Below are 21,233 nucleotides of genomic sequence, written 5' to 3' on the forward strand. Positions count from 1 at the left end.
CACCCCTCGCTTTTCCCGGAAGAGAGGGCCGAGCAGGGGGAACTCGGGCCGGAATTTGCACGTACATCTCTTCCGCCGTACCCGGCGGGACCACCGCCCCGGCTTCGGTCCGCGACACGGACCGCCGTCGGACAGCACAACCGGTCGCCGAGCCAGAAGGCCGACGTCCGCTCCAGGGAAGGACCCTTCGTGAGCGACACCACCGATCTGATGGGCGTGACTGCCGACAACAGTGTCGACACCGCCGCGCCCGCCGCAGGTGCTGCCACTGGCACCACCTCACGGCGCCGCCGTTCCGGCACCGGCCTCGAGGGCATGGTCCTGGCCGAGCTGCAGCAGGTCGCGTCCGGCCTCGGCATCAGGGGCACTGCGCGGATGCGCAAGAGCCAGCTGATCGAGGTCATCAAGGAGGCGCAGGCCGGAGGCGGAGCCGCGGCCAAGGCCGCCGAGGCGGGCAGCGGCGAGGCCGAGACCAAGCCGAAGCGCCGCGCGACCTCCAAGGCCCGTACGACTGACGAGAGCGTCGCGGCAGCCGAGCAGAAGGCCGAGAAGCCCGCTGCTCAGCAGCAGATCGACATCCCGGGTCAGCCGGCCAGCGACGACGCCCCCGCCGGTGAGCGCCGTCGGCGCCGGGCCACCGCCCCCGCCGGCAGCCCGGAGGGCGAGGCCGCCAAGGCCGAGCCGAAGGGCGACGTCAAGACCGAGGTGCGGGCCGAGGCCAGGACCGAGGCGCAGCCGGAGGCCAAGGCCGAGGCCGCGGCCGACACCGCCGAGGGCCGGCGCGGCGACCGCCAGCGTGACCGTGGCGAGCGCGGCGACCGCCGTGACCGTCAGCGCGACCGCCGTGGCGGCAAGGGCGAGGACCAGCAGGGCGGCCAGCGCCAGCAGCAGGGCGGCGGCCAGCAGCAGCGGCAGGGCGGCGGCCCGCAGGACGACTTCGACGACGAGGCGGGCGGCCGGCGCGGACGCCGCGGCCGGTACCGCGACCGCCGTGGCCGCCGTGGCCGCGACGAGTTCGGCGCCGAGCCGCAGGTCGCCGAGGACGACGTCCTGATCCCCGTCGCGGGCATCCTGGACATCCTCGACAACTACGCGTTCATCCGGACCTCCGGCTACCTGCCGGGCCCGAACGACGTGTACGTGTCGCTGGCCCAGGTCCGCAAGAACGGTCTGCGCAAGGGTGACCACGTCACCGGTGCGGTCCGTCAGCCCAAGGAGGGCGAGCGCCGCGAGAAGTTCAACGCGCTGGTCCGGCTGGACTCCGTCAACGGCATGGCGCCCGAATCGGGCCGCGGCCGACCGGAGTTCAACAAGCTGACCCCGCTGTACCCGCAGGACCGGCTGCGCCTGGAGACCGACCCGGGCGTGCTGACCACCCGCATCATCGACCTCGTGTCGCCGATCGGTAAGGGCCAGCGAGGCCTGATCGTGGCCCCGCCGAAGACCGGCAAGACCATGATCATGCAGGCGATCGCCAACGCGATCACGCACAACAACCCCGAGTGCCACCTGATGGTCGTCCTCGTCGACGAGCGTCCGGAAGAGGTCACCGACATGCAGCGGTCGGTCAAGGGCGAGGTCATCTCCTCGACCTTCGACCGTCCGGCCGAGGACCACACCACGGTCGCCGAGCTGGCCATCGAGCGCGCCAAGCGTCTCGTCGAGCTGGGTCACGACGTGGTCGTCCTGCTGGACTCGATCACCCGCCTGGGCCGTGCGTACAACCTGGCGGCCCCCGCCTCCGGCCGCATCCTGTCCGGTGGTGTCGACTCGACCGCGCTCTACCCGCCGAAGCGCTTCTTCGGTGCCGCGCGCAACATCGAGGACGGCGGCTCGCTGACCATCCTGGCCACCGCGCTGGTCGACACCGGCTCGCGCATGGACGAGGTGATCTTCGAGGAGTTCAAGGGCACCGGCAACGCGGAGCTCAAGCTCGACCGGAAGCTCGCCGACAAGCGCATCTTCCCGGCGGTGGACGTCGACGCGTCCGGTACCCGCAAGGAAGAGATCCTGCTCGGCAGCGACGAGCTCGCCATCACCTGGAAGCTGCGCCGGGTGCTGCACGCGCTCGACTCGCAGCAGGCGATCGAGCTGCTCCTCGACAAGATGAAGCAGACGAAGTCGAACGCCGAGTTCCTGCTGCAGATCCAGAAGACGACGCCGATGCCCAACGGCGACTGACGTCGTTTCAGTACGCAACTGTCTGCGTAACGGCCGCCCCGTCACCCCCGAGGTGACGGGGCGGTCTCGTTTTGCCCGTGACCCCGCCCGCCACTGGTCAACCGTCAGTTGACGCACGTATCATCACCCAATCGAGGTGGGGGGATTCCACCGCAGTGCCTGAGAGGCCGGGGGGCCTCAGTTCCGGCCTGCCCACACGTTCTTGGCGCCCCACCGATGACCCAGTTTCCATCGGTGGGGCGGTTGCGCTCTGCCGGTACAACCCGAGGGGTTACCGCGTGCAGATACGCACCCGTGGTGGTCGGCACAAGCGCCGCATGAGACTTGCGGTACCGGCCGTCGCCGCCGCGCTCGCCCTGGGCGGCACGGCGCTGATGATGTCCGGCTCGCAGGCCGCGGAGGCAGGCGAGCGTCCGGAGATCACCGCCTCCCAGCAGAAGGCCGCTCCGCTCTCGCAGCAGGAGCTGCGCTCCCGCGTGACCGAGGCGATGAAGTCCGACGAGGCCAGCAAGGAGGAGCTCGTCGCCTCGCCGCGGTCGGCCCAGACCACCGCTCCGTCCACGCGCATCATCGGCGGCCAGGAGACCACCATCTCCACGGCGCCGTGGATGGCCCAGCTCCACTTCGCGGACGCCGAGGGCAACGGCTACTTCTGCGGCGGCGTCGTCGTCGCCCCGTCGAAGGTCGCCACCGCCGCCCACTGCGTCAAGGGCATCAAGTGGTACGAGACCGGCACGGTCATCACCGGCACGGACCAGCTGCCCACCGAGAACCCCGACGGCAGCTGGGACTTCCACGGCGGTGAGCTGCGCGGTGCGTACCGTCAGTGGAACCACCCGCAGTACAGCCCCGTCACGATCGACAACGACGTGGCCGTGCTCACCCTGACCGCTCCGGTCAAGGCCAAGCCGCTGCCGATCATGCAGAACACCGACACGGCGCTCTACACCCCGGGCACGGACGCCAAGGTGTACGGCTGGGGCCGCACCAGCTCCACCGTCCCCGACAGCAGCTCGCAGACGCTCAAGGTCGCGGACGCCGACATCAACCCCAACGCCGCCTGCCAGACCGCGTACGGCTCGGACTACATCGTCGGCCACATGGTCTGCGCCGGTGCCGCTCCGACCGGTGACGACGCCACCTCCGAGACCACCTGCAACGGTGACTCCGGCGGCCCGCTGGTGGCCGGCGGCAAGCTCGTCGGCATCGTCTCCTGGGGCGACGTCAACTGCTCGGCCCAGGGCAAGTACGGCGTGTACGCGAAGGTGAGCACGTACGCCGCTCCGATCCGTGCCCGGGTCAACGACGCCAACTGGAGCGCCGACCACACCGCCGACCTGCTGGCGCGTCGTACGTCGGACAACAGCCTGTTCAGCTGGCACTCCAAGGTCACGAGCCTTGCCCGTACCTACAACCTGGGCAACTTCGGCAACGTCAACCTGCTCGTCCAGAACGACCTGAACGTGGACGACTACGACGACCTGCTGTACCGCGTCGGCAACGGCGACGTGTACTGGGACCACTACGTGCCCGGGACCGGCGGCGCCGAGGGCGAGATGCAGTTCAAGCTCATCGCCAAGGGCTGGGGCAAGCACAAGCAGATCCTCGTCCCCGGCGATGTCACCGGCGACGACAAGCCCGACATGCTCGCGGTGAACTCCACCGGCTACCTCCACATCTACGCGGGCAACGGCGCCGGCGGCTTCGCCGCGCCCGCCCTGGTCGGCGGTGGCTGGGGGCAGTACAACATGGTCCGCGGTCACGGTGACTTCACCAACGACGGCAAGGCCGACATCCTCGCCCGCACCTCCGACGGCTCGACCTACCTCTACAAGGGCACGGGCAAGGCCTCGGCCGCGTTCGAGGCCCGCCGTCTCGTCGGCAAGTTCACCACCAGCAGCTTCACCGCTCTGGTCACCGTCGGTGACGTGAACAGCGACGGTCACGCCGACCTCCTGGCCCGTGACTCCGCCGGCAAGCTCTGGCTCTACCCGGGCAACGGCAACGGCGCCTCGACGGGTGGGATCTTCGCCACACGCAAGGACTTCGGCACCGGCTGGCAGGCGTACAACCTGTTTGGCTGATCCGGCCGAAAATCGCAGGTGAACAAGGGTCTGTGCGCTCCGTGTCACACACGGGGCGTACAGACCCTTTTCTCATTCACCTCTCAGTCGCCTGTGCAACCCTTCTGGGCACTCCGCCGTCTCACGAGTGGCGTAACAAAACTTGACAGGGTGGACAGACCGTGCCTGAACGCCACGGCCGGGGGTAACGGGACCAACAAGGACTTGAGGGGATATGGGCGACCAGAGCAAGGGTCGAATAGGTGGTACGGGCACGCGTCGTAAGCCGCCCACCACGGGACGCAGGGCCGCGACGCTCGCCGCGTGGTCCGCTGCCGGACTGGTGCTCATCGGGGGGTCCGGACTCGGCTACGTCTACATCAAGCTCAACGGCAACATCCAGGGCGTCGACATCAACAACCAGCTCGGCACCGACCGCCCGGACAACGTCGACAACGGCTCCATGGACATCCTGGTCCTCGGCTCCGACTCCCGCGCCGGCGCCAACGGCAAGTACGGCACGGACGAGGGCGGCGCCCGCTCCGACACCGCGATGATCGTGCACGTCTACGAGGGCCACAAGAAGGCCGCCGTCGTCTCCGTGCCCCGCGACACCCTCATCGACCGGCCCCAGTGCGCCGACAGTGACGGCAGGACCGTCCCCGGTGAGCGCCGCGCCATGTTCAACACGGCGTACGAGGTCGGCGGCCCGGCCTGTGCGGTGAAGACCGTCGAGAAGATCTCCGGCATCCGCATGGACCACTACATCGAGGTCGACTTCACCGGCTTCAAGAAGCTCATCGACGAGCTCGGCGGCGTGGACGTCACCACCACCGAGCGGATCGACGACTCCAAGAGCCATCTCGACCTCAAGCCGGGCAAGCACACGCTCACCGGTGAGCAGGCCCTCGGGCTCGTCCGCACCCGCAAGTCCGTCGGCAACGGCAGCGACCTCGGCCGAATACAGCTGCAGCAGGCCTTCATCAAGGCGCTGATCCAGCAGGTCAAGGACGTCGGGGTGTTCACCAGCCCGAAGAAGCTCTACGACCTCGCGGACACCGCCACCAAGGCGATCACGCCCGACTCCGAGCTCGACTCGGTCAAGGAGCTCGTCGGCTTCGCGAACGGTCTCAAGGGCCTGGGCGCCGACGACGTACAGATGATCACGATGCCGGTGGAGTACGACGAGGTCGACCCCAACCGTGTGGTGCCGCTGAAGAAGCAGGGCAAGCAGGTCTGGACCGCTCTCAAGAACGATCTGCCGATCCCCGCCTCGGCGACCAAGGGCACCGCGGACGGCGAGGCCCAGGGTGTCGTGAAGTAGCCGGGACCGCTCGGACAGGAGCCAGGAATACTTGACGGCCGACCCCGGTTTTGGGAGATACGGCCGGTCCTGGCAGACTGGTACGTCGGCCCCGGTTCACGTACGCGCATCCCGCGTGTGCGACCCGGTGCCCTCCCGAAACTAGGAGACACCTTGAAGCGCGACATCCACCCCGAGTACGTCGAGACCCAGGTGAGCTGCACCTGTGGCGCGTCGTTCACCACCCGTAGCACGATCGAGGCCGGCACCATCCGCGCCGAGGTCTGCTCCGAGTGCCACCCGTTCTACACGGGCAAGCAGAAGATCCTCGACACCGGTGGCCGTGTGGCCCGCTTCGAGGCCCGCTTCGGCAAGGCTGCCGGCTCCGCCAAGAAGTAGCGAGCCACTGCGCCGGTCTTCGGCTGCCCCTGTGCGGGGCGGCCGGGACCGGCGCTTTGCCGTCTCCCCAGCAGCCACCCTCATGCAAGAAACCAGGAGCCTCCGATGTTCGAAGCGGTCGAGGAACTGATCGGCGAGCACGCCGATCTCGAGAAGCAGCTCGCCGACCCTTCGGTCCACGCCGACCAGGCGAACGCGCGCAAGCTCAACAAGCGGTATGCCGAGCTGACCCCGATCGTCGGCACGTACCGCTCCTGGAAGCAGACCGGGGACGACATCGAGACGGCCCGGGAACTCGCCCATGACGACCCGGACTTCGCCGCCGAGGTGAAGGAGCTGGAGAAGCAGCGCGAGGAGCTCACCGACAAGCTGCGGCTGCTCCTCGTCCCGCGCGACCCCAGCGACGACAAGGACGTCATCCTGGAGATCAAGGCGGGCGCGGGCGGCGACGAGTCCGCCCTGTTCGCCGGTGACCTGCTGCGGATGTATCTGCGCTACGCCGAGCGCATCGGCTGGAAGACCGAGATCATCGACTCCACCGAGTCCGAGCTGGGCGGCTACAAGGACGTCCAGGTCGCGGTGAAGACCAAGGGCGGCAACGGCGCCACGGAGCCCGGCCAGGGTGTCTGGGCGCGGCTGAAGTACGAGGGCGGTGTGCACCGCGTGCAGCGCGTGCCGGCCACCGAGTCGCAGGGCCGGATCCACACCTCCGCCGCCGGTGTCCTCGTGACCCCGGAGGCCGAGGAGGTCGACGTCGAGATCAACATGAACGATCTGCGGATCGACGTCTACCGCTCCTCCGGCCCCGGCGGCCAGTCCGTCAACACGACCGACTCCGCGGTGCGCATCACGCACCTCCCGACCGGTGTCGTCGCCTCCTGCCAGAACGAGAAGAGCCAGCTCCAGAACAAGGAGCAGGCCATGCGTATCCTGCGTTCCAGGCTGCTCGCCGCGGCCCAGGAAGCGGCCGAGCAGGAGGCTGCGGACGCGCGCCGCAGTCAGGTCCGTACGGTCGACCGCTCCGAGAAGATCCGTACGTACAACTTCCCGGAAAACCGGATCTCCGACCACCGCGTCGGCTTCAAGGCGTACAACTTGGACCAGGTGCTCGACGGGGAACTGGACGCGGTGATCCAGGCCTGCGTCGACGCCGACTCCGCAGCGAAGCTCGCCGCCGCGTAAGCCGTACCGGCGGCGCGAGCCGTCGGACCGACCCGCCCAGCCCGGAGGATCAGCGTGCAGTCGCTCCCCGGGGGACGACCCCCGTACCCCCGCTCCTTGCTGCTTGCCGAGGTGGCCCAGGCCACTCAGCGGCTGGCCGACGCCGGCGTGCCCTCGCCCCGCTTCGACGCGGAGGAGCTCGCCGCGTTCGTCCACGGTGTCAAGCGTGGTGAACTGCACCTGGTCAAGGACGCGGACTTCGACGCGCGCTACTGGGAGGCCGTCGCCCGCCGCGAAGCCCGCGAGCCGTTGCAGCACATCACCGGACGTGCCTTCTTCCGCTATCTGGAGCTGCAGGTCGGTCCCGGCGTGTTCGTGCCCCGCCCGGAGACCGAGTCGGTCGTCGGCTGGGCCATAGACGCCGTACGTGCCATGGACGTCGTCGAGCCGCTCGTCGTCGATCTGTGCGCGGGCTCGGGCGCCATCGCCCTCGCCGTCGCGCAGGAGGTCCCGCGCTCGCGCGTGCACGCCGTCGAGCTGTCCGACGACGCCATCGGGTGGACGCGGAAGAACGCCGAGGGCTCCAGGGTCACCGTCCACCAGGGCGACGCCCTCAGTGCCCTCCCGGAGCTCGACGGCCAGGTCGACCTGGTCATCTCCAATCCGCCGTACATCCCGCTCACCGAGTGGGAGTATGTCGCCCCCGAGGCACGTGACCACGACCCGCAGATGGCCCTCTTCTCCGGGGAGGACGGTCTCGACACGATCCGCGGCATCGAGCGCACCGCGCACCGGCTGCTGCGCCCCGGCGGGCTCGTCGTCGTCGAGCACGCCGACACACAGGGCGGCCAGGTGCCGTGGATCTTCAACGAGGAGGCCGGCTGGGCGGACGCGGCCGACCACCCCGACCTGAACAACCGCCCGCGCTTCGCGACCGCCCGCAAGGCCATGCCGTGATGACCCGCACTGTGACGACCGTGTACCAGGAGGCCCGCTGATGGCTCGGCGATACGACTGCAACGACGCTACGGATCGCACCACCGGCCTGCGTGAGGCCGCATCGGCCGTCCGTCGCGGCGAGCTCGTCGTGCTGCCCACCGACACCGTGTACGGCATCGGTGCGGACGCGTTCAGCTCGGAAGCGGTCTCCGACCTGCTGGAGGCCAAGGGGCGTGGCCGCAACATGCCCACCCCCGTCCTCATCGGCTCGCCGAACACCCTGCACGGCCTGGTCACCGACTTCTCCGAGCAGGCGTGGGAACTCGTCGACGCCTTCTGGCCGGGCGCGCTGACGCTGGTCGCCAAGCACCAGCCGTCCCTCCAGTGGGACCTCGGCGACACCCGTGGCACCGTCGCCATCCGGATGCCGCTGCACCCGGTCGCCATCGAGCTGCTCACGGACGTCGGCCCGATGGCGGTGTCGTCCGCGAACCTGACCGGACACCCGGCGCCCGAGAACTGCGATGCCGCGCAGGACATGCTCGGCGACTCGGTCTCCGTCTACCTCGACGGCGGTCCGACGCCCGGAATCGTCCCGTCCTCCATCGTCGACGTCACCGGCAAGGTCCCGGTACTGCTGCGCGCGGGCGCGCTGGACGCGGACGAGCTGCGCAAGGTCGTACCCGACCTCGAGGTGGCCAGTTGACTGCCCCTGAGGGGCGTGGCATAGGCGGTGCGGTCGCCGCCGGCGACACGTTCAGAATCCTCCACGTCAGCACCGGCAACGTCTGCCGCTCGCCGATCACCGAGCGGTTGACCCGCCATGCCCTCAGCCACCGCCTGGGCGACTCTCTCGCGGGCGGGCTGATCGTGGAGAGCGCCGGTACCTGGGGCCACGAGGGCGCCCCCATGGAGGCGAACGCCGCGGCGGTCCTCGCCGATTTCGGCGCGGACCCGAACGGCTTCGTCGGCCGCGAACTGCTCGACGAGCACGTCATCCGAGCGGACCTGGTGCTGACCGCCACCCGCGACCACCGCGCCCAGGTCATCTCCATGGGCCACTCCGCGGGCCTGCGCACCTTCACTCTGAAGGAGTTCACCCGTCTCGTCCGCGCGATAGACCCGGCCACCCTCCCGGACCCCCTCGGCGACGGCGTCGTCGAGCGCGCCCGTGCCCTGGTCCGCGCGGCCGCCGCGCTGCGCGGCTGGCTGCTGGCGCCCAGCGCGGAGGCGGACGAGGTGTACGACCCGTACGGTGCGCCGATCACCTTCTTCCGCTCGATCGGCGACGAGATCCACCAGGCGCTGGATCCAGTGGTCACGGCGCTGACGGGTGTCTCGAATCGTTCGTGATTCGCATCACAGGTGTTCGATCGGTTCAGCTGTCCGCGGCCCGTATCCAGCCGGTCGAGGCACTGCGCCACGGAGCCGAGGCGCTGCGCCGTTGAACGCATGCTGTTGAGCGGAGGTTGTTGAACGACCGCTGCCGAACGGACGCCGCTGAACGGCCGGCAGGGGACCGGAACTCCCCGCCGATCGGCAGGCAGCGGCAGCGTGCGCGGCCTACATTGGTCGCACGCACCCGTTTCCGAGGCCCCGGAGCCCGAGATGCCGGTCAGCAGCACTGAAGCACCAGCCGCATCAACCGCCTCAACCGCGTCAGCCGCCACGCTCGCGCCGCCGCTGGAGGCGCTGCGCCGGCAGGATCCGGAGATCGCCGAGGTGATCCTCGGCGAAGTGGCCCGGCAGTCGGACAGCCTGCAGCTGATCGCCGCGGAGAACTTCACCTCGCCCGCGGTCCTCGCCGCCCTCGGCTCCCAGCTCGCCAACAAGTACGCCGAGGGCTATCCCGGCGCCCGTCACCACGGCGGCTGCGAGCTGGTCGACGCCGCCGAGCGGATCGCCGTCGAGCGGGCGACCGCCCTGTTCGGCGCCGAGCACGCCAATGTGCAGTCCCACTCCGGTTCGTCCGCGGTGCTCGCGGCGTACGCGGCGCTGCTGCGCCCCGGTGACACGGTGCTCGCGATGGGCCTGGCGTTCGGCGGGCATCTCACCCATGGCTCACCGGCCAACTTCTCCGGCCGCTGGTTCGAGTTCGTCCCCTACGGCGTCGACGCCGAGTCCGGACTCCTCGACTACGAGCAGGTGCTCAGGCTCGCCTGCGAACATCGGCCGAAAGCGATCGTCTGCGGCTCGATCTCGTACCCCCGCCACCCCGACTACTCCGTGTTCCGGGAGATCGCCGACGAGGTGGGCGCCTATCTGATCGCCGACGCGGCTCATCCGATGGGCCTCATCGCCGGGGGAGCGGCACCCAGTCCCGTCCCGTACGCCGACGTCGTCTGCGCGACCACGCACAAGGTGCTGCGCGGCCCGCGCGGCGGGATGATCCTTTGCGACAGCCACCTGGCGGAGCGCATCGACCGGGCGGTGTTCCCCTTCACCCAGGGCGGCGCCCAGATGCACACGATCGCGGCCAAGGCCGTCGCGTTCGGCGAGGCGGCCACCCCGAACTTCACGGCGTACGCCCACCAGGTGGTGGCCAACGCCAAGGTCCTCGCCGAAGGGCTGGCCTCGGAGGGCTTCGCGATCACCACCGGCGGCACCGACACCCATCTGATCACCGCGGATCCCTCTCCGCTCGGCGTGGACGGCCGTACCGCCCGCGGCCGGCTCGCCGCCGCCGGGCTGGTGCTGGACACCTGTGCGCTGCCCTACGGGGACGGGCGCGGCATCCGGCTGGGCACCGCCGCCATCACCACGCAGGGCATGGGTGAGGCGGAGATGGCGAGGATCGCTGTGCTGTTCGCCACTGCGCTGAGCGCGGAGGGCGACGAGACCCGCCGCGTCCGCGAGGAAGTGCGTGAACTGGCCGGGAGATTTCCGCCGTATTAGGGGTAGACGAGCCCCCGTGCAACCATCGGCGCCGCCCGTATGTCCTCAAGCATGTGGCCAACAAAGCTAGGGTGTGGGGCTGAGATGGCCAGCGATTCCTGTGGGGCAGCCCGTGCGTGATTACCTGCTGACGCTCTGTGTCACGGCCGCGGTGACCTATCTGCTGACCGGTCCGGTGCGGAAGTTCGCCATTGCGACCGGAGCGATGCCGGAGATCCGTGCCCGCGACGTGCACCGAGAACCGACGCCGCGGCTCGGCGGCATCGCCATGTTCTTCGGCCTGTGCGCGGGGCTGCTCGTCGCCGACCATCTGTCGAATCTCAACAGCGTCTTCGAGCTCTCCAACGAGCCGCGGGCGCTGCTCTCCGGTGCCGCGCTGATCTGGCTGGTCGGTGTGCTGGACGACAAGTTCGAGATCGACGCGCTGATCAAGCTGGGCGCCCAGATGATCGCCGCGGGTGTGATGGTGATGCAGGGTCTGACGATCCTGTGGCTGCCCATCCCCGGCATCGGCACCGTCTCGCTCACCCAGTGGCAGGGCACGCTGCTCACGGTCGCCCTGGTCGTCATCACCATCAACGCGGTGAACTTCGTGGACGGCCTGGACGGTCTGGCCGCGGGCATGGTCTGCATCGCCGCCGCCGCTTTCTTCCTGTACGCGTACCGCATCTGGTACGGCTACACGATCGAGGCCGCCGCCCCCGCGACGCTGTTCACCGCCATCCTCATGGGCATGTGCCTGGGCTTCCTGCCCCACAACATGCATCCGGCGCGGATCTTCATGGGCGACTCCGGCTCGATGCTGATCGGTCTGGTGCTGGCCGCCTCCGCGATCTCGGTGACCGGACAGGTCGACCCGGACGCGCTGAAGCTGTTCGAGGGCAGCACCCGCGAGGCCACGCACGCGGCGCTGCCGGTGTTCATCCCGCTGCTGCTGCCACTGACGATCATCGCGATCCCGGTCGCGGACCTGCTGCTGGCGATCGTCCGCCGCACCTGGAGCGGCAAGTCGCCGTTCGCGGCCGACCGCGGGCATCTCCACCACCGCCTGCTGGAGATCGGGCATTCGCACAGCCGCGCCGTGCTGATCATGTACTTCTGGTCCGCGCTGATCGCCTTCGGTGTCGTGCTCTACTCGGTGCACTCGGCGTCGATGTGGATCGTCTTCGCGATCGTCGTGCTGAGTTTCGTGGGCCTGGTGCTCCTGCTGCTGCCGCGCTTCACCCCGCGCGCCCCGCGCTGGGCGGAGGCCTTCGTTCCGCCGCGCTACCGGCGCCGTCGTCCGCAGCCCGCGTTGGCGCTCTCGTACGGCAAGACGGGTGAGGAAGCGGCAGGCGAGACCCCGGAAGAGCGCATTCCGGTGCCCGCAGGCATCAATGGAGCGACCGCGATCGGCTCCCGCTCCCGCTTCACGGACCGGCGTAAAGCCGGAACGCCCAGTTGACGTTCTCGTATGAGCGAGGCCGCATTCCTGGCCAATACCAGGCAAACTGGTCTGCTGTCGTGCACACACGCGCAGGGTCACTCTCATGTGTGAGAGTTGGCACACTCCTGGGTAAAGACCTATTCAAATAGTTTGTGATACGGTTCACGAGAGCCGGAGACAGAGCCGAAAGACCGTAGTGCGACGGTCTCTTCGGCCCCGAGACACACCTCGGACCGGATCTACGCTCGTCCATGACGACACCACTGCCCCCACCACCAAGCGGAGCTGCCGCCATGCCGTCCAACGACGTCCGGACTCTCCTTCAGACCGTCGTACCCACCGCTGCCGCCGGCGCGATCGCCGCCGTGATCAGCGGTGTGATCGCCGGCGGCAAGGGAGCCCTCGGCGCTGTCGTCGGCACGCTGGTGGTCATCGTCTTCATGGGCATCGGGATCGTCGTCCTGCAGCGGACCGCGAAGAGCCTCCCGCAGCTGTTCCAGGCGATGGGGCTGATGCTCTACACGACGCAACTGCTCGTGCTGTTCGTCTTCATCGCCGCCTTCAAGAACACGACTCTGTTCGAACCCAAGACGTTCGCGGCCACGCTTATCGCGGTGACGCTCGTCTGGGTGGCTGCTCAGGCCCGTGCCCACATGAAGGCCAAAATCCTTTACGTCGAGCCGGAGCCGTCCGATGCCCACAAGGGCGAAAAGACGGGGCCGTCGTCGTGACAGGTAGGGCCGGGATAAGCGAGCGTTCGCGATCCTGCTATCGTCCGGTGCCAACTGCGGCACTGCGGGCGCGGGCATCTGAGCTGACGCCTGCTCGATCGCGAGGCCTCGATGCCTGACCGCCGCCCCCACATCCGAAACACCAGTCCGGTGCCGACTCGCGGCTGCGCGCCGCGCCGACACAACGAGGTTGCCGAACCCATGCGTCACGCCGAAGGAGCCCGCGGTGAGTGCTGAACAGACCACGCTCGCCTTTGACTGGAGCTGCCGCATCATGGCCGACAACGGCTGTGGCTTTCCGGCACCGGGCCTCCACTCCTTTCTCTTCAAGCCGATGGCCACCGTCGGCGGCTTCGAGTTCAACAAGGTGATGCTGCTCGCGCTGATCACCACGCTTGTCGTCGTCGGCTTCTTCTGGGCGGCCTTCGGCAAGGCGAAGGTGGTGCCGGGCAAGCTCCAGATGATCGGTGAGGCCGGCTACGACTTCGTACGCCGCGGCATCGTCTACGAGACCATCGGAAAGCGTGAGGGCGAGAAGTACGTCCCGCTCATGGTCTCGATCTTCTTCTTCGTCTGGATCATGAACATCTGGTCCGTGATCCCGCTGGCCCAGTTCCCGGTGGCCTCGATCATCGCGTACCCCATGGTCCTCGCACTTCTGGTCTACGTGATCTGGGTGTCGCTGACCTTCAAGCGCCACGGTTTCGTCGGCGGCTGGAAGAACATCACCGGTTACGACCCGTCGCTCGGCCCGATCAAGTGGCTGGTGTCGTTCATCGAGTTCTTCTCGAACCTGCTCGTGCGCCCGTTCACGCACGCGGTCCGACTCTTCGCCAACATGTTCGCCGGTCACCTGATGCTGGTGATGTTCACGGTCGCCTCCTGGTACCTGCTGAACAGCTGGCTGATCCCGGCCGCCGGCGTCTCCTTCGTGATGACGATGGGCATGATCGGTTTCGAGCTCTTCGTCCAGGCCGTCCAGGCGTACGTCTTCGTACTGCTGGCCTGCTCCTACATTCAGGGCGCTCTCGCCGAGCACCACTGAGTAGTCCCGCCCCGTACCACCCCGGAAACGTCCGGTGGCCAACCCCCACCGGTCCGTAAATGAAAAGGAAGAATCAGCATGGCTGCCACTGAGACCCTCGCCGCCGTCACCGGTTCGCTCGGCTCCATCGGCTACGGCCTCGCCGCCATCGGCCCCGGCGTCGGCGTCGGCATCGTCTTCGGTAACGGCACCCAGGCTCTGGCCCGTCAGCCCGAGGCTGCCGGCCTGATCCGTGCCAACCAGATCCTCGGCTTCGCCTTCTGTGAGGCGCTCGCCCTCATCGGCATCGTTATGCCGTTCGTTTACGGCCAGTGATCTAACCCATCACTGACCACATTCGACGAAAGGCACTGATGTGATCGCCAACCTCGTACAGCTGGCGGCCGAGGAGAAGCAGAACCCGCTTGTTCCTCCGGGCCCCGAGCTGCTCGTCGGCGCCATCGCCTTCGCCATCGTCTTCTTCTTCCTCGCCAAGAAGCTCATCCCGAACATCAACAAGGTTCTGGAAGAGCGCCGCGAGGCCATCGAAGGCGGCATGGAGAAGGCCGAGGCGGCCAAGGTCGAGGCCCAGAGCGTGCTGGAGCAGTACCGCGCTCAGCTCGCCGAGGCCCGTCACGAGGCCGCGCGTCTGCGCCAGGAGGCCACGGAGCAGGGCGCCGCGATCATCGCCGAGATGCGCGCGGAAGGCCAGCGGCAGCGCGAGGAGATCGTCGCAGCCGGCCACGCCCAGATCGAGGCCGACCGCAAGGCCGCGGCGTCCGCGCTGCGCCAGGACGTGGGCAAGCTCGCCACCGACCTGGCCGGCAAGCTGGTCGGTGAGTCCCTCGACGACCACGCCCGCCAGAGCCGCACCATCGACCGCTTCCTCGACGAGCTCGAGGAGAAGGCCGAGGCTGCCCGATGAACGGAGCGAGCCGCGAGGCACTGGTTGCCGCACGCGAGTCCCTCGACGCGCTGACCGACAACACGTCGGTCGACGCGGCGAAGCTCGCCGAGGAGCTGGCCGCCGTTACCGCGCTGCTCAACCGCGAGGTGTCGCTGCGTCGGGTCCTGACCGACCCGGCGCAGGCCGGTGAGGCCAAGGCCGAGCTGGCTGCGCGACTGCTGAGCGGTCAGGTGGGCGGCGAGACCGTCGACCTGGTCTCCGGCATGGTCCGTTCCCGCTGGTCGCAGTCGCGTGACCTGGTGGACGCGGTCGAGGAGCTGGCGGCCACCGCCGACCTCACCGCTGCCCAGCAGGCCGGCGTGCTCGACGACGTCGAGGACGAGCTGTTCCGGTTCGGCCGGATCGTCACCTCCAGCCCCGAGCTGCGGGCGGCGCTGACGGACCGCACGGCGAAGGCCTCCGCCAAGGGCGAGCTGCTGCGCAGCCTGCTCGGCGGCAAGGTCAGCCCGGTCACCGAGCGTCTGGTCGTGCGTCTTGTGACCGCGCCCCGGGGACGTAGCCTGGAAGCGGGACTCGAGTCCCTCTCCAAGCTCGCCGCGGCGCGCCGGAACAGGATCGTCGCGGTCGTGACCTCGGCGGTGCCGTTGACCGACCAGCAGAAGCAGCGGCTCGGAGCCGTGCTGGCGAAGCTGTACGGGCGCGACATGCACCTGAACCTGGACGTGGACCCCGAGGTCCTCGGCGGGATCTCGGTGCGCGTCGGCGACGAGGTCATCGACGGCACGATCGCGGACCGGATCGCCGAGGCGAACCGCCGCATCGCCGGCTGACGGCCACCAACTCAAAAAGCATTGCTAGAGCGGCCCGGTTGGGCCGCAGAGGATTCCTGGGGGTCGAACCCCAGACCCCCAAAGAAACTTCGGGCCCAACAAGGAGAGCAGGGAACCCAGATGGCGGAGCTCACGATCCGGCCGGAGGAGATCCGGGATGCGCTGGAGAACTTTGTCCAGTCGTACAAGCCGGACGCGGCCTCGCGCGAGGAGGTCGGTACGGTCAGCCTTGCCGGCGACGGCATCGCGAAGGTCGAGGGTCTTCCCTCGACCATGGCCAACGAACTGCTGAAGTTCGAGGACGGCACCCTCGGCCTCGCCCTCAACCTCGAGGAGCGCGAGATCGGTGCCATCGTCCTCGGTGAGTTCAGCGGTATCGAGGAGGGCCAGCCGGTCGAGCGCACCGGCGAGGTCCTGTCCGTCGCCGTCGGCGAGGGCTACCTCGGCCGCGTTGTCGACCCGCTCGGCAACCCGATCGACGGCCTCGGCGAGATCGAGACCTCGGGCCGCCGCGCCCTTGAGCTGCAGGCCCCCACGGTCATGCAGCGCAAGTCGGTCCACGAGCCGATGGAGACGGGCTACAAGGCCGTCGACGCGATGACCCCGATCGGCCGTGGCCAGCGTCAGCTGATCATCGGCGACCGTCAGACCGGCAAGACCGCTCTGGCCGTCGACACGATCATCAACCAGCGCGACAACTGGCGCTCCGGCGACGTGAACAAGCAGGTCCGCTGCATCTACGTCGCCATCGGCCAGAAGGGCTCCACCATCGCGTCCGTGCGCGGCGCGCTGGAGGAGGCCGGCGCCCTGGAGTACACGACGATCGTCGCCGCTCCGGCGTCCGACCCGGCCGGCTTCAAGTACCTGGCGCCGTACACCGGTTCGGCCATCGGCCAGCACTGGATGTACGAGGGCAAGCACGTCCTCATCATCTTCGACGACCTGTCGAAGCAGGCCGACGCCTACCGTGCCGTGTCCCTGCTGCTGCGCCGCCCGCCGGGCCGTGAGGCCTACCCGGGTGACGTCTTCTACCTGCACTCGCGTCTGCTGGAGCGCTGCGCCAAGCTCTCCGACGAGATGGGCAAGGGCTCGATGACGGGTCTGCCGATCGTCGAGACCAAGGCGAACGACGTGTCGGCGTTCATCCCGACCAACGTCATCTCCATCACCGACGGCCAGTGCTTCCTGGAGTCCGACCTGTTCAACGCCGGTCAGCGTCCGGCTCTGAACGTCGGTATCTCGGTCTCCCGAGTCGGTGGCTCCGCCCAGCACAAGGCGATCCGCCAGGTCTCCGGCCGCCTCCGTGTGGACCTCGCCCAGTACCGCGAGCTGGAGGCGTTCGCCGCCTTCGGTTCCGACCTGGACGCCGCGTCGAAGGCTTCGCTGGAGCGCGGTAAGCGCATGGTCGAGCTGCTCAAGCAGCCGCAGTACGCCCCGTACTCCACCGAGGACCAGGTCGTCTCCGTCTGGGCCGGCACCAACGGCAAGATGGACGACGTCCCGGTCGCGGACATCCGCCGCTTCGAGGCCGAGCTCCTCGAGTACCTGCACCGTGAGCAGAAGCCCCTCATGACCTCCATCGTCGAGGGCGGCAAGATGTCGGACGACACCATCGCCAAGATCGCGGAGCAGATCGACACCTTCAAGAAGCAGTTCGAGACCTCCGACGGCAAGCTCCTCGGCGAGGACGCTCCGGCCGCCGTCAACGTCTCGAAGTGACGACGGAAGGGACCTGACTCATGGGAGCACAGCTCCGGGTCTACAAGCGTCGTATCAAGTCGGTCACCGCGACGAAGAAGATCACCAAGGCGATGGAGATGATCTCCGCCTCGCGCATCGTCAAGGCGCAGCGCAAGGTGGCAGCCTCCACGCCGTACGCGACCGAGCTCACCCGCGCGGTCACGGCGGTGGCGACCGGTTCGAACACCAAGCACCCGCTGACCACGGAGGCGGACGCCCCGAGCCGCGCCGCGGTACTGCTCATCACGAGCGACCGCGGTCTGGCCGGCGGCTACTCCTCCAACGCCATCAAGACGGCCGCCCGGCTCACCGAGCGGCTCCGTGGCGAGGGCAAGGACGTCGACACCTTCATCGTCGGCCGCAAGGGTGTCGCCTACTACGGCTTCCGTGAGCTCAAGATCGCGGACTCGTGGACCGGCTTCACCGACAACCCGTCGTACGCGGACGCCAAGGCGGTCGCGGCGCCCCTGATCGAGGCGATCGAGAAGGAGACGGCCGAGGGTGGTGTGGACGAACTCCACATCGTCTTCACCGAGTTCGTCTCGATGCTGACGCAGACGCCGGTGGACAACCGGCTGCTGCCGCTCAGCCTCGCCGAGGTCAACGAGGAGGCGGACAGCAAGAAGGGCGAGATCCTTCCGCTGTTCGACTTCGAGCCGTCGGCGGAGGACGTCCTCGACGCCCTGCTGCCGCGGTACGTCGAGAGCCGGATCTACAACGCTCTGCTGCAGGCCGCCGCTTCCGAGCACGCGGCCCGCCGCCGGGCGATGAAGTCGGCGACCGACAACGCGGGCGAGCTGATCAACACGTATTCCCGACTTGCCAACGCGGCCCGCCAGGCCGAAATCACCCAGGAAATCAGCGAGATCGTCGGTGGCGCGAGCGCCCTGGCCGACGCGACCGCGGGGAGTGACTACTAATGACCACCACTGTTGAGCCGACCGCTCCTGCTGGCGTGGCCACTGGCCGCGTCGCGCGGGTCATCGGCCCGGTCGTCGACGTGGAGTTCCCCGTCGACGCGATGCCGGAGATCTACAACGCGCTGACCGTCGAGGTCGCGGACCCGGCCCAGGCCGGTGCCACCCGGACCCTGACCCTCGAGGTTGCCCAGCACCTCGGTGAGGGCGTGGTCCGTACGATCTCGATGCAGCCCACCGACGGTCTGGTCCGCCAGGCCCCGGTGACCGACACGGGCAAGGGCATCACCGTCCCGGTCGGCGACTTCACCAAGGGCAAGGTGTTCAACACCCTCGGTGAGGTGCTGAACGAGCCGGAGGCCAACGGCCAGGAGACCGAGCGCTGGGCGATCCACCGCAAGGCCCCGAAGTTCGAGGACCTCGAGTCGAAGACCGAGATGTTCGAGACCGGCCTGAAGGTCGTCGACCTTCTCACCCCGTACGTCAAGGGTGGAAAGATCGGTCTGTTCGGTGGCGCGGGTGTGGGCAAGACCGTCCTCATCCAGGAAATGATCATGCGTGTGGCCAAGCTGCACGAGGGTGTTTCCGTGTTCGCCGGTGTCGGTGAGCGCACCCGTGAGGGCAACGACCTCATCGCGGAGATGGAAGAGTCCGGCGTGCTGGACAAGACCGCGCTGGTCTTCGGCCAGATGGACGAGCCCCCGGGCACCCGTCTGCGCGTGGCCCTGGCCGGTCTGACCATGGCGGAGTACTTCCGCGATGTGCAGAAGCAGGACGTGCTGTTCTTCATCGACAACATCTTCCGCTTCACCCAGGCCGGTTCCGAGGTGTCCACCCTGCTCGGCCGTATGCCGTCCGCGGTGGGTTACCAGCCGAACCTGGCGGACGAGATGGGCCTCCTGCAGGAGCGCATCACCTCGACCCGTGGTCACTCGATCACCTCGATGCAGGCGATCTACGTCCCCGCGGACGACCTGACCGACCCGGCGCCGGCCACCACCTTCGCCCACCTCGACGCGACGACGGTTCTGTCCCGTCCGATCTCCGAGAAGGGCATCTACCCCGCGGTGGACCCGCTGGACTCCACGTCCCGCATCCTGGACCCGCGCTACATCTCGCAGGACCACTACAACGCCGCCATGCGCGTCAAGGGAATCCTGCAGAAGTACAAGGACCTCCAGGACATCATCGCGATCCTCGGTATCGACGAGCTGGGCGAGGAGGACAAGCTCGTTGTCCACCGTGCCCGTCGTGTCGAGCGCTTCCTGTCCCAGAACACCCACGCGGCGAAGCAGTTCACCGGTGTGGACGGTTCGGACGTTCCGCTCGACGAGTCGATCGCCGCGTTCAACGCGATCTGCGACGGTGAGTACGACCACTTCCCCGAGCAGGCGTTCTTCATGTGCGGTGGCCTCGAGGACCTCAAGGCCAACGCCAAGGAGCTCGGCGTCTCCTGAGTCCCGTGACTCACAGAGGGGGGCGGGTGCCTCCCGCCCCCCTCTGTACGCCCTACCAGGGGACCGCACAGGTATGCGGCTGACGCCGCGCGACCCCCGGACCCCCGGCCGTGAGGCTTGGGGGGAGCCCCGGCGTTTCGGCGCACGGAGCCCGCTGTGTTTCCCGGGGGGCGACCCCCGGACCCCCGGCCGTGAGGCATGGGGTGAGCCCCGGCGTTTCGGCGCACGGAGCCCTATTAGACTTATGACCCAACACCCGGCATGACCGCCGGGTGGTGACCCGAGGAGCCACCCTTGGCTGCTGAGCTGCACGTCGAGCTGGTCGCCGCCGACCGCCAGGTCTGGTCCGGCGAGGCCACCCTGGTCGTGGCGCGCACCACGTCCGGCGACATCGGCGTCATGCCCGGTCACCAGCCGCTGCTCGGTGTGCTGGAATCGGGCCCGGTGACCATCCGTACGAGCGAGGGAACGGTCGTGGCCGCTGTGCACGGCGGCTTCATCTCGTTCGCCGACGACAAGCTGTCGCTGCTGGCGGAGATCGCCGAGCTGGCGGACGAGATCGACGCCCAGCGCGCCGAGCGTGCGCTGGAGCGCGCCAAGGCCGAGTCGGACGCTGCCGCCGAGCGGCGCGCCGACGTCCGGCTGCGTGCGGTGGCGGTGCGCTGAGCGCACCCCGCTGATGGACCACCCTCAGCCGCGGCCCGTGCTGGACTTCTCCAGACCGGGTCGCGGCTGAGGCAATGCAGGTGCAGGTGCAGGTTGTATTCCGCTACGGGACGAAGCGAGGAGGTCGGTGAAGATGTTCCTCGCTCTGCTTGTGAGCGGACTGGTCGTCGCACTGGTGGTGATCGGGCTCTTCGTCTTCGGCTTGCGCCGCAGACTGATCCAGCGCTCCGGCGGCACCTTCGACTGCAGCCTGCGCTGGAACGTCCCGGAGGTGAGCGACCACTCCGGCAAAGGGTGGGTGTACGGCGTCGCCCGCTACAGCGGTGACCGGGTCGAATGGTTCCGCGTCTTCTCGTACGCGCCCCGGCCGCGGCGGGTCCTGGAGCGTTCCCAGATCGAGGTGCTCTCGCGGCGTACGCCGGAGGGCGAGGAAGAGCTGGCGCTGCTCTCGGACGCGATCGTGCTGGGCTGTCTCCACCGGGAGACGCGCCTTGAGCTGGCGATGAGCGAGGACGCACTGACCGGTTTCCTCGCCTGGCTGGAGGCGGCGCCTCCCGGGCAACGAGTCAATGTGGCTTGAACCAAGGGCCTCGT

The 21,233-nt window shown here is 68.6% G+C and carries 20 protein-coding genes; all 20 read left to right on the forward strand.

The features are described from left to right. The first annotated feature begins 189 nt into the window (after nt 1-189). The 20 genes from rho to AC0699_RS16305 all read left to right on the forward strand — a co-directional run bounded on the left by rho (nt 190) and on the right by AC0699_RS16305 (nt 21,219). The gene (rho, locus tag AC0699_RS16210) at nt 190-2,181 is read left to right on the forward strand and encodes a transcription termination factor Rho (RefSeq protein ID WP_478660342.1); all 1,992 of its coding nucleotides are present in this window, start codon (nt 190-192) and stop codon (nt 2,179-2,181) included. Nucleotides 2,182-2,498: 317 nt separating this feature from the next. Then, nucleotides 2,499-4,265: a trypsin-like serine protease gene (locus AC0699_RS16215; protein WP_478660343.1), complete on the forward strand. Its 1,767-nt coding sequence runs from the start codon at nt 2,499-2,501 to the stop codon at nt 4,263-4,265. A 214-nt stretch (nt 4,266-4,479) separates the two neighbouring features. After that, nucleotides 4,480-5,568 carry an LCP family protein gene (locus tag AC0699_RS16220; RefSeq protein ID WP_478660345.1) on the forward strand — a complete coding sequence of 363 codons (1,089 nt, stop codon included), beginning with the start codon at nt 4,480-4,482 and terminating at the stop codon, nt 5,566-5,568. Between the two features lie 153 nt (nt 5,569-5,721). Beyond that, nucleotides 5,722-5,946 carry a 50S ribosomal protein L31 gene (gene rpmE, locus AC0699_RS16225; protein WP_149181220.1) on the forward strand — a complete coding sequence of 75 codons (225 nt, stop codon included), beginning with the start codon at nt 5,722-5,724 and terminating at the stop codon, nt 5,944-5,946. Between the two features lie 105 nt (nt 5,947-6,051). Continuing rightward, a complete protein-coding gene (gene prfA, locus AC0699_RS16230; RefSeq protein WP_478660348.1) occupies nt 6,052-7,128 on the forward strand; it encodes a peptide chain release factor 1 in 1,077 nt (358 codons plus the stop codon). Nucleotides 7,129-7,182: 54 nt separating this feature from the next. Beyond that, on the forward strand, nt 7,183-8,064 hold the full coding sequence (gene prmC, locus AC0699_RS16235) for a peptide chain release factor N(5)-glutamine methyltransferase (RefSeq protein ID WP_478660350.1): 882 nt from the start codon (nt 7,183-7,185) through the stop codon (nt 8,062-8,064). Nucleotides 8,065-8,104: 40 nt separating this feature from the next. Continuing rightward, nucleotides 8,105-8,752: an L-threonylcarbamoyladenylate synthase gene (locus AC0699_RS16240; RefSeq protein ID WP_453662626.1), complete on the forward strand. Its 648-nt coding sequence runs from the start codon at nt 8,105-8,107 to the stop codon at nt 8,750-8,752. Beyond that, nucleotides 8,749-9,399 carry an arsenate reductase/protein-tyrosine-phosphatase family protein gene (locus tag AC0699_RS16245; protein ID WP_478660353.1) on the forward strand — a complete coding sequence of 217 codons (651 nt, stop codon included), beginning with the start codon at nt 8,749-8,751 and terminating at the stop codon, nt 9,397-9,399. The genes AC0699_RS16240 and AC0699_RS16245 overlap by 4 nt, the downstream gene beginning before the upstream one ends. 255 nt (nt 9,400-9,654) lie before the next feature. Further along, on the forward strand, nt 9,655-10,941 hold the full coding sequence (locus AC0699_RS16250; RefSeq protein ID WP_478660354.1) for a serine hydroxymethyltransferase: 1,287 nt from the start codon (nt 9,655-9,657) through the stop codon (nt 10,939-10,941). Between the two features lie 112 nt (nt 10,942-11,053). Next, nucleotides 11,054-12,385 (forward strand): MraY family glycosyltransferase, encoded by a 1,332-nt coding sequence (locus AC0699_RS16255; protein ID WP_478660357.1) that lies wholly within the window; start codon nt 11,054-11,056, stop codon nt 12,383-12,385. 275 nt (nt 12,386-12,660) lie between these two features. Continuing rightward, nucleotides 12,661-13,098: a hypothetical protein gene (locus AC0699_RS16260; RefSeq protein ID WP_478660359.1), complete on the forward strand. Its 438-nt coding sequence runs from the start codon at nt 12,661-12,663 to the stop codon at nt 13,096-13,098. 274 nt (nt 13,099-13,372) lie between these two features. After that, on the forward strand, nt 13,373-14,143 hold the full coding sequence (gene atpB, locus AC0699_RS16265; RefSeq protein WP_453662646.1) for a F0F1 ATP synthase subunit A: 771 nt from the start codon (nt 13,373-13,375) through the stop codon (nt 14,141-14,143). Nucleotides 14,144-14,221: 78 nt separating this feature from the next. Beyond that, complete coding sequence (gene atpE, locus AC0699_RS16270; RefSeq protein WP_453662638.1) at nt 14,222-14,458, forward strand: ATP synthase F0 subunit C; 237 nt, start codon at nt 14,222-14,224, stop codon at nt 14,456-14,458. A 40-nt stretch (nt 14,459-14,498) separates the two neighbouring features. Beyond that, nucleotides 14,499-15,047: a F0F1 ATP synthase subunit B gene (locus AC0699_RS16275; protein ID WP_478660361.1), complete on the forward strand. Its 549-nt coding sequence runs from the start codon at nt 14,499-14,501 to the stop codon at nt 15,045-15,047. Next, the gene (locus AC0699_RS16280; protein ID WP_469768939.1) at nt 15,044-15,859 is read left to right on the forward strand and encodes a F0F1 ATP synthase subunit delta; all 816 of its coding nucleotides are present in this window, start codon (nt 15,044-15,046) and stop codon (nt 15,857-15,859) included. Before AC0699_RS16275 ends, AC0699_RS16280 begins: the two co-directional genes overlap by 4 nt. A gap of 120 nt (nt 15,860-15,979) precedes the next feature. Then, nucleotides 15,980-17,578: a F0F1 ATP synthase subunit alpha gene (gene atpA, locus AC0699_RS16285; RefSeq protein ID WP_478660363.1), complete on the forward strand. Its 1,599-nt coding sequence runs from the start codon at nt 15,980-15,982 to the stop codon at nt 17,576-17,578. A 20-nt stretch (nt 17,579-17,598) separates the two neighbouring features. Further along, complete coding sequence (locus AC0699_RS16290; protein WP_469768937.1) at nt 17,599-18,519, forward strand: F0F1 ATP synthase subunit gamma; 921 nt, start codon at nt 17,599-17,601, stop codon at nt 18,517-18,519. Next, entirely contained in the window at nt 18,519-19,973 is a 1,455-nt protein-coding gene (gene atpD, locus AC0699_RS16295) for a F0F1 ATP synthase subunit beta (RefSeq protein ID WP_478660365.1), read from the forward strand. Before AC0699_RS16290 ends, atpD begins: the two co-directional genes overlap by 1 nt. 294 nt (nt 19,974-20,267) lie before the next feature. Next, nucleotides 20,268-20,639: a F0F1 ATP synthase subunit epsilon gene (locus AC0699_RS16300; protein ID WP_469768935.1), complete on the forward strand. Its 372-nt coding sequence runs from the start codon at nt 20,268-20,270 to the stop codon at nt 20,637-20,639. A gap of 133 nt (nt 20,640-20,772) precedes the next feature. Next, the gene (locus tag AC0699_RS16305) at nt 20,773-21,219 is read left to right on the forward strand and encodes a DUF2550 domain-containing protein (RefSeq protein WP_478660678.1); all 447 of its coding nucleotides are present in this window, start codon (nt 20,773-20,775) and stop codon (nt 21,217-21,219) included. The last annotated feature ends 14 nt before the right edge of the window (nt 21,220-21,233 follow it).

The sequence above is a fragment of the Streptomyces sp. NPDC043870 genome (assembly GCF_056435785.1).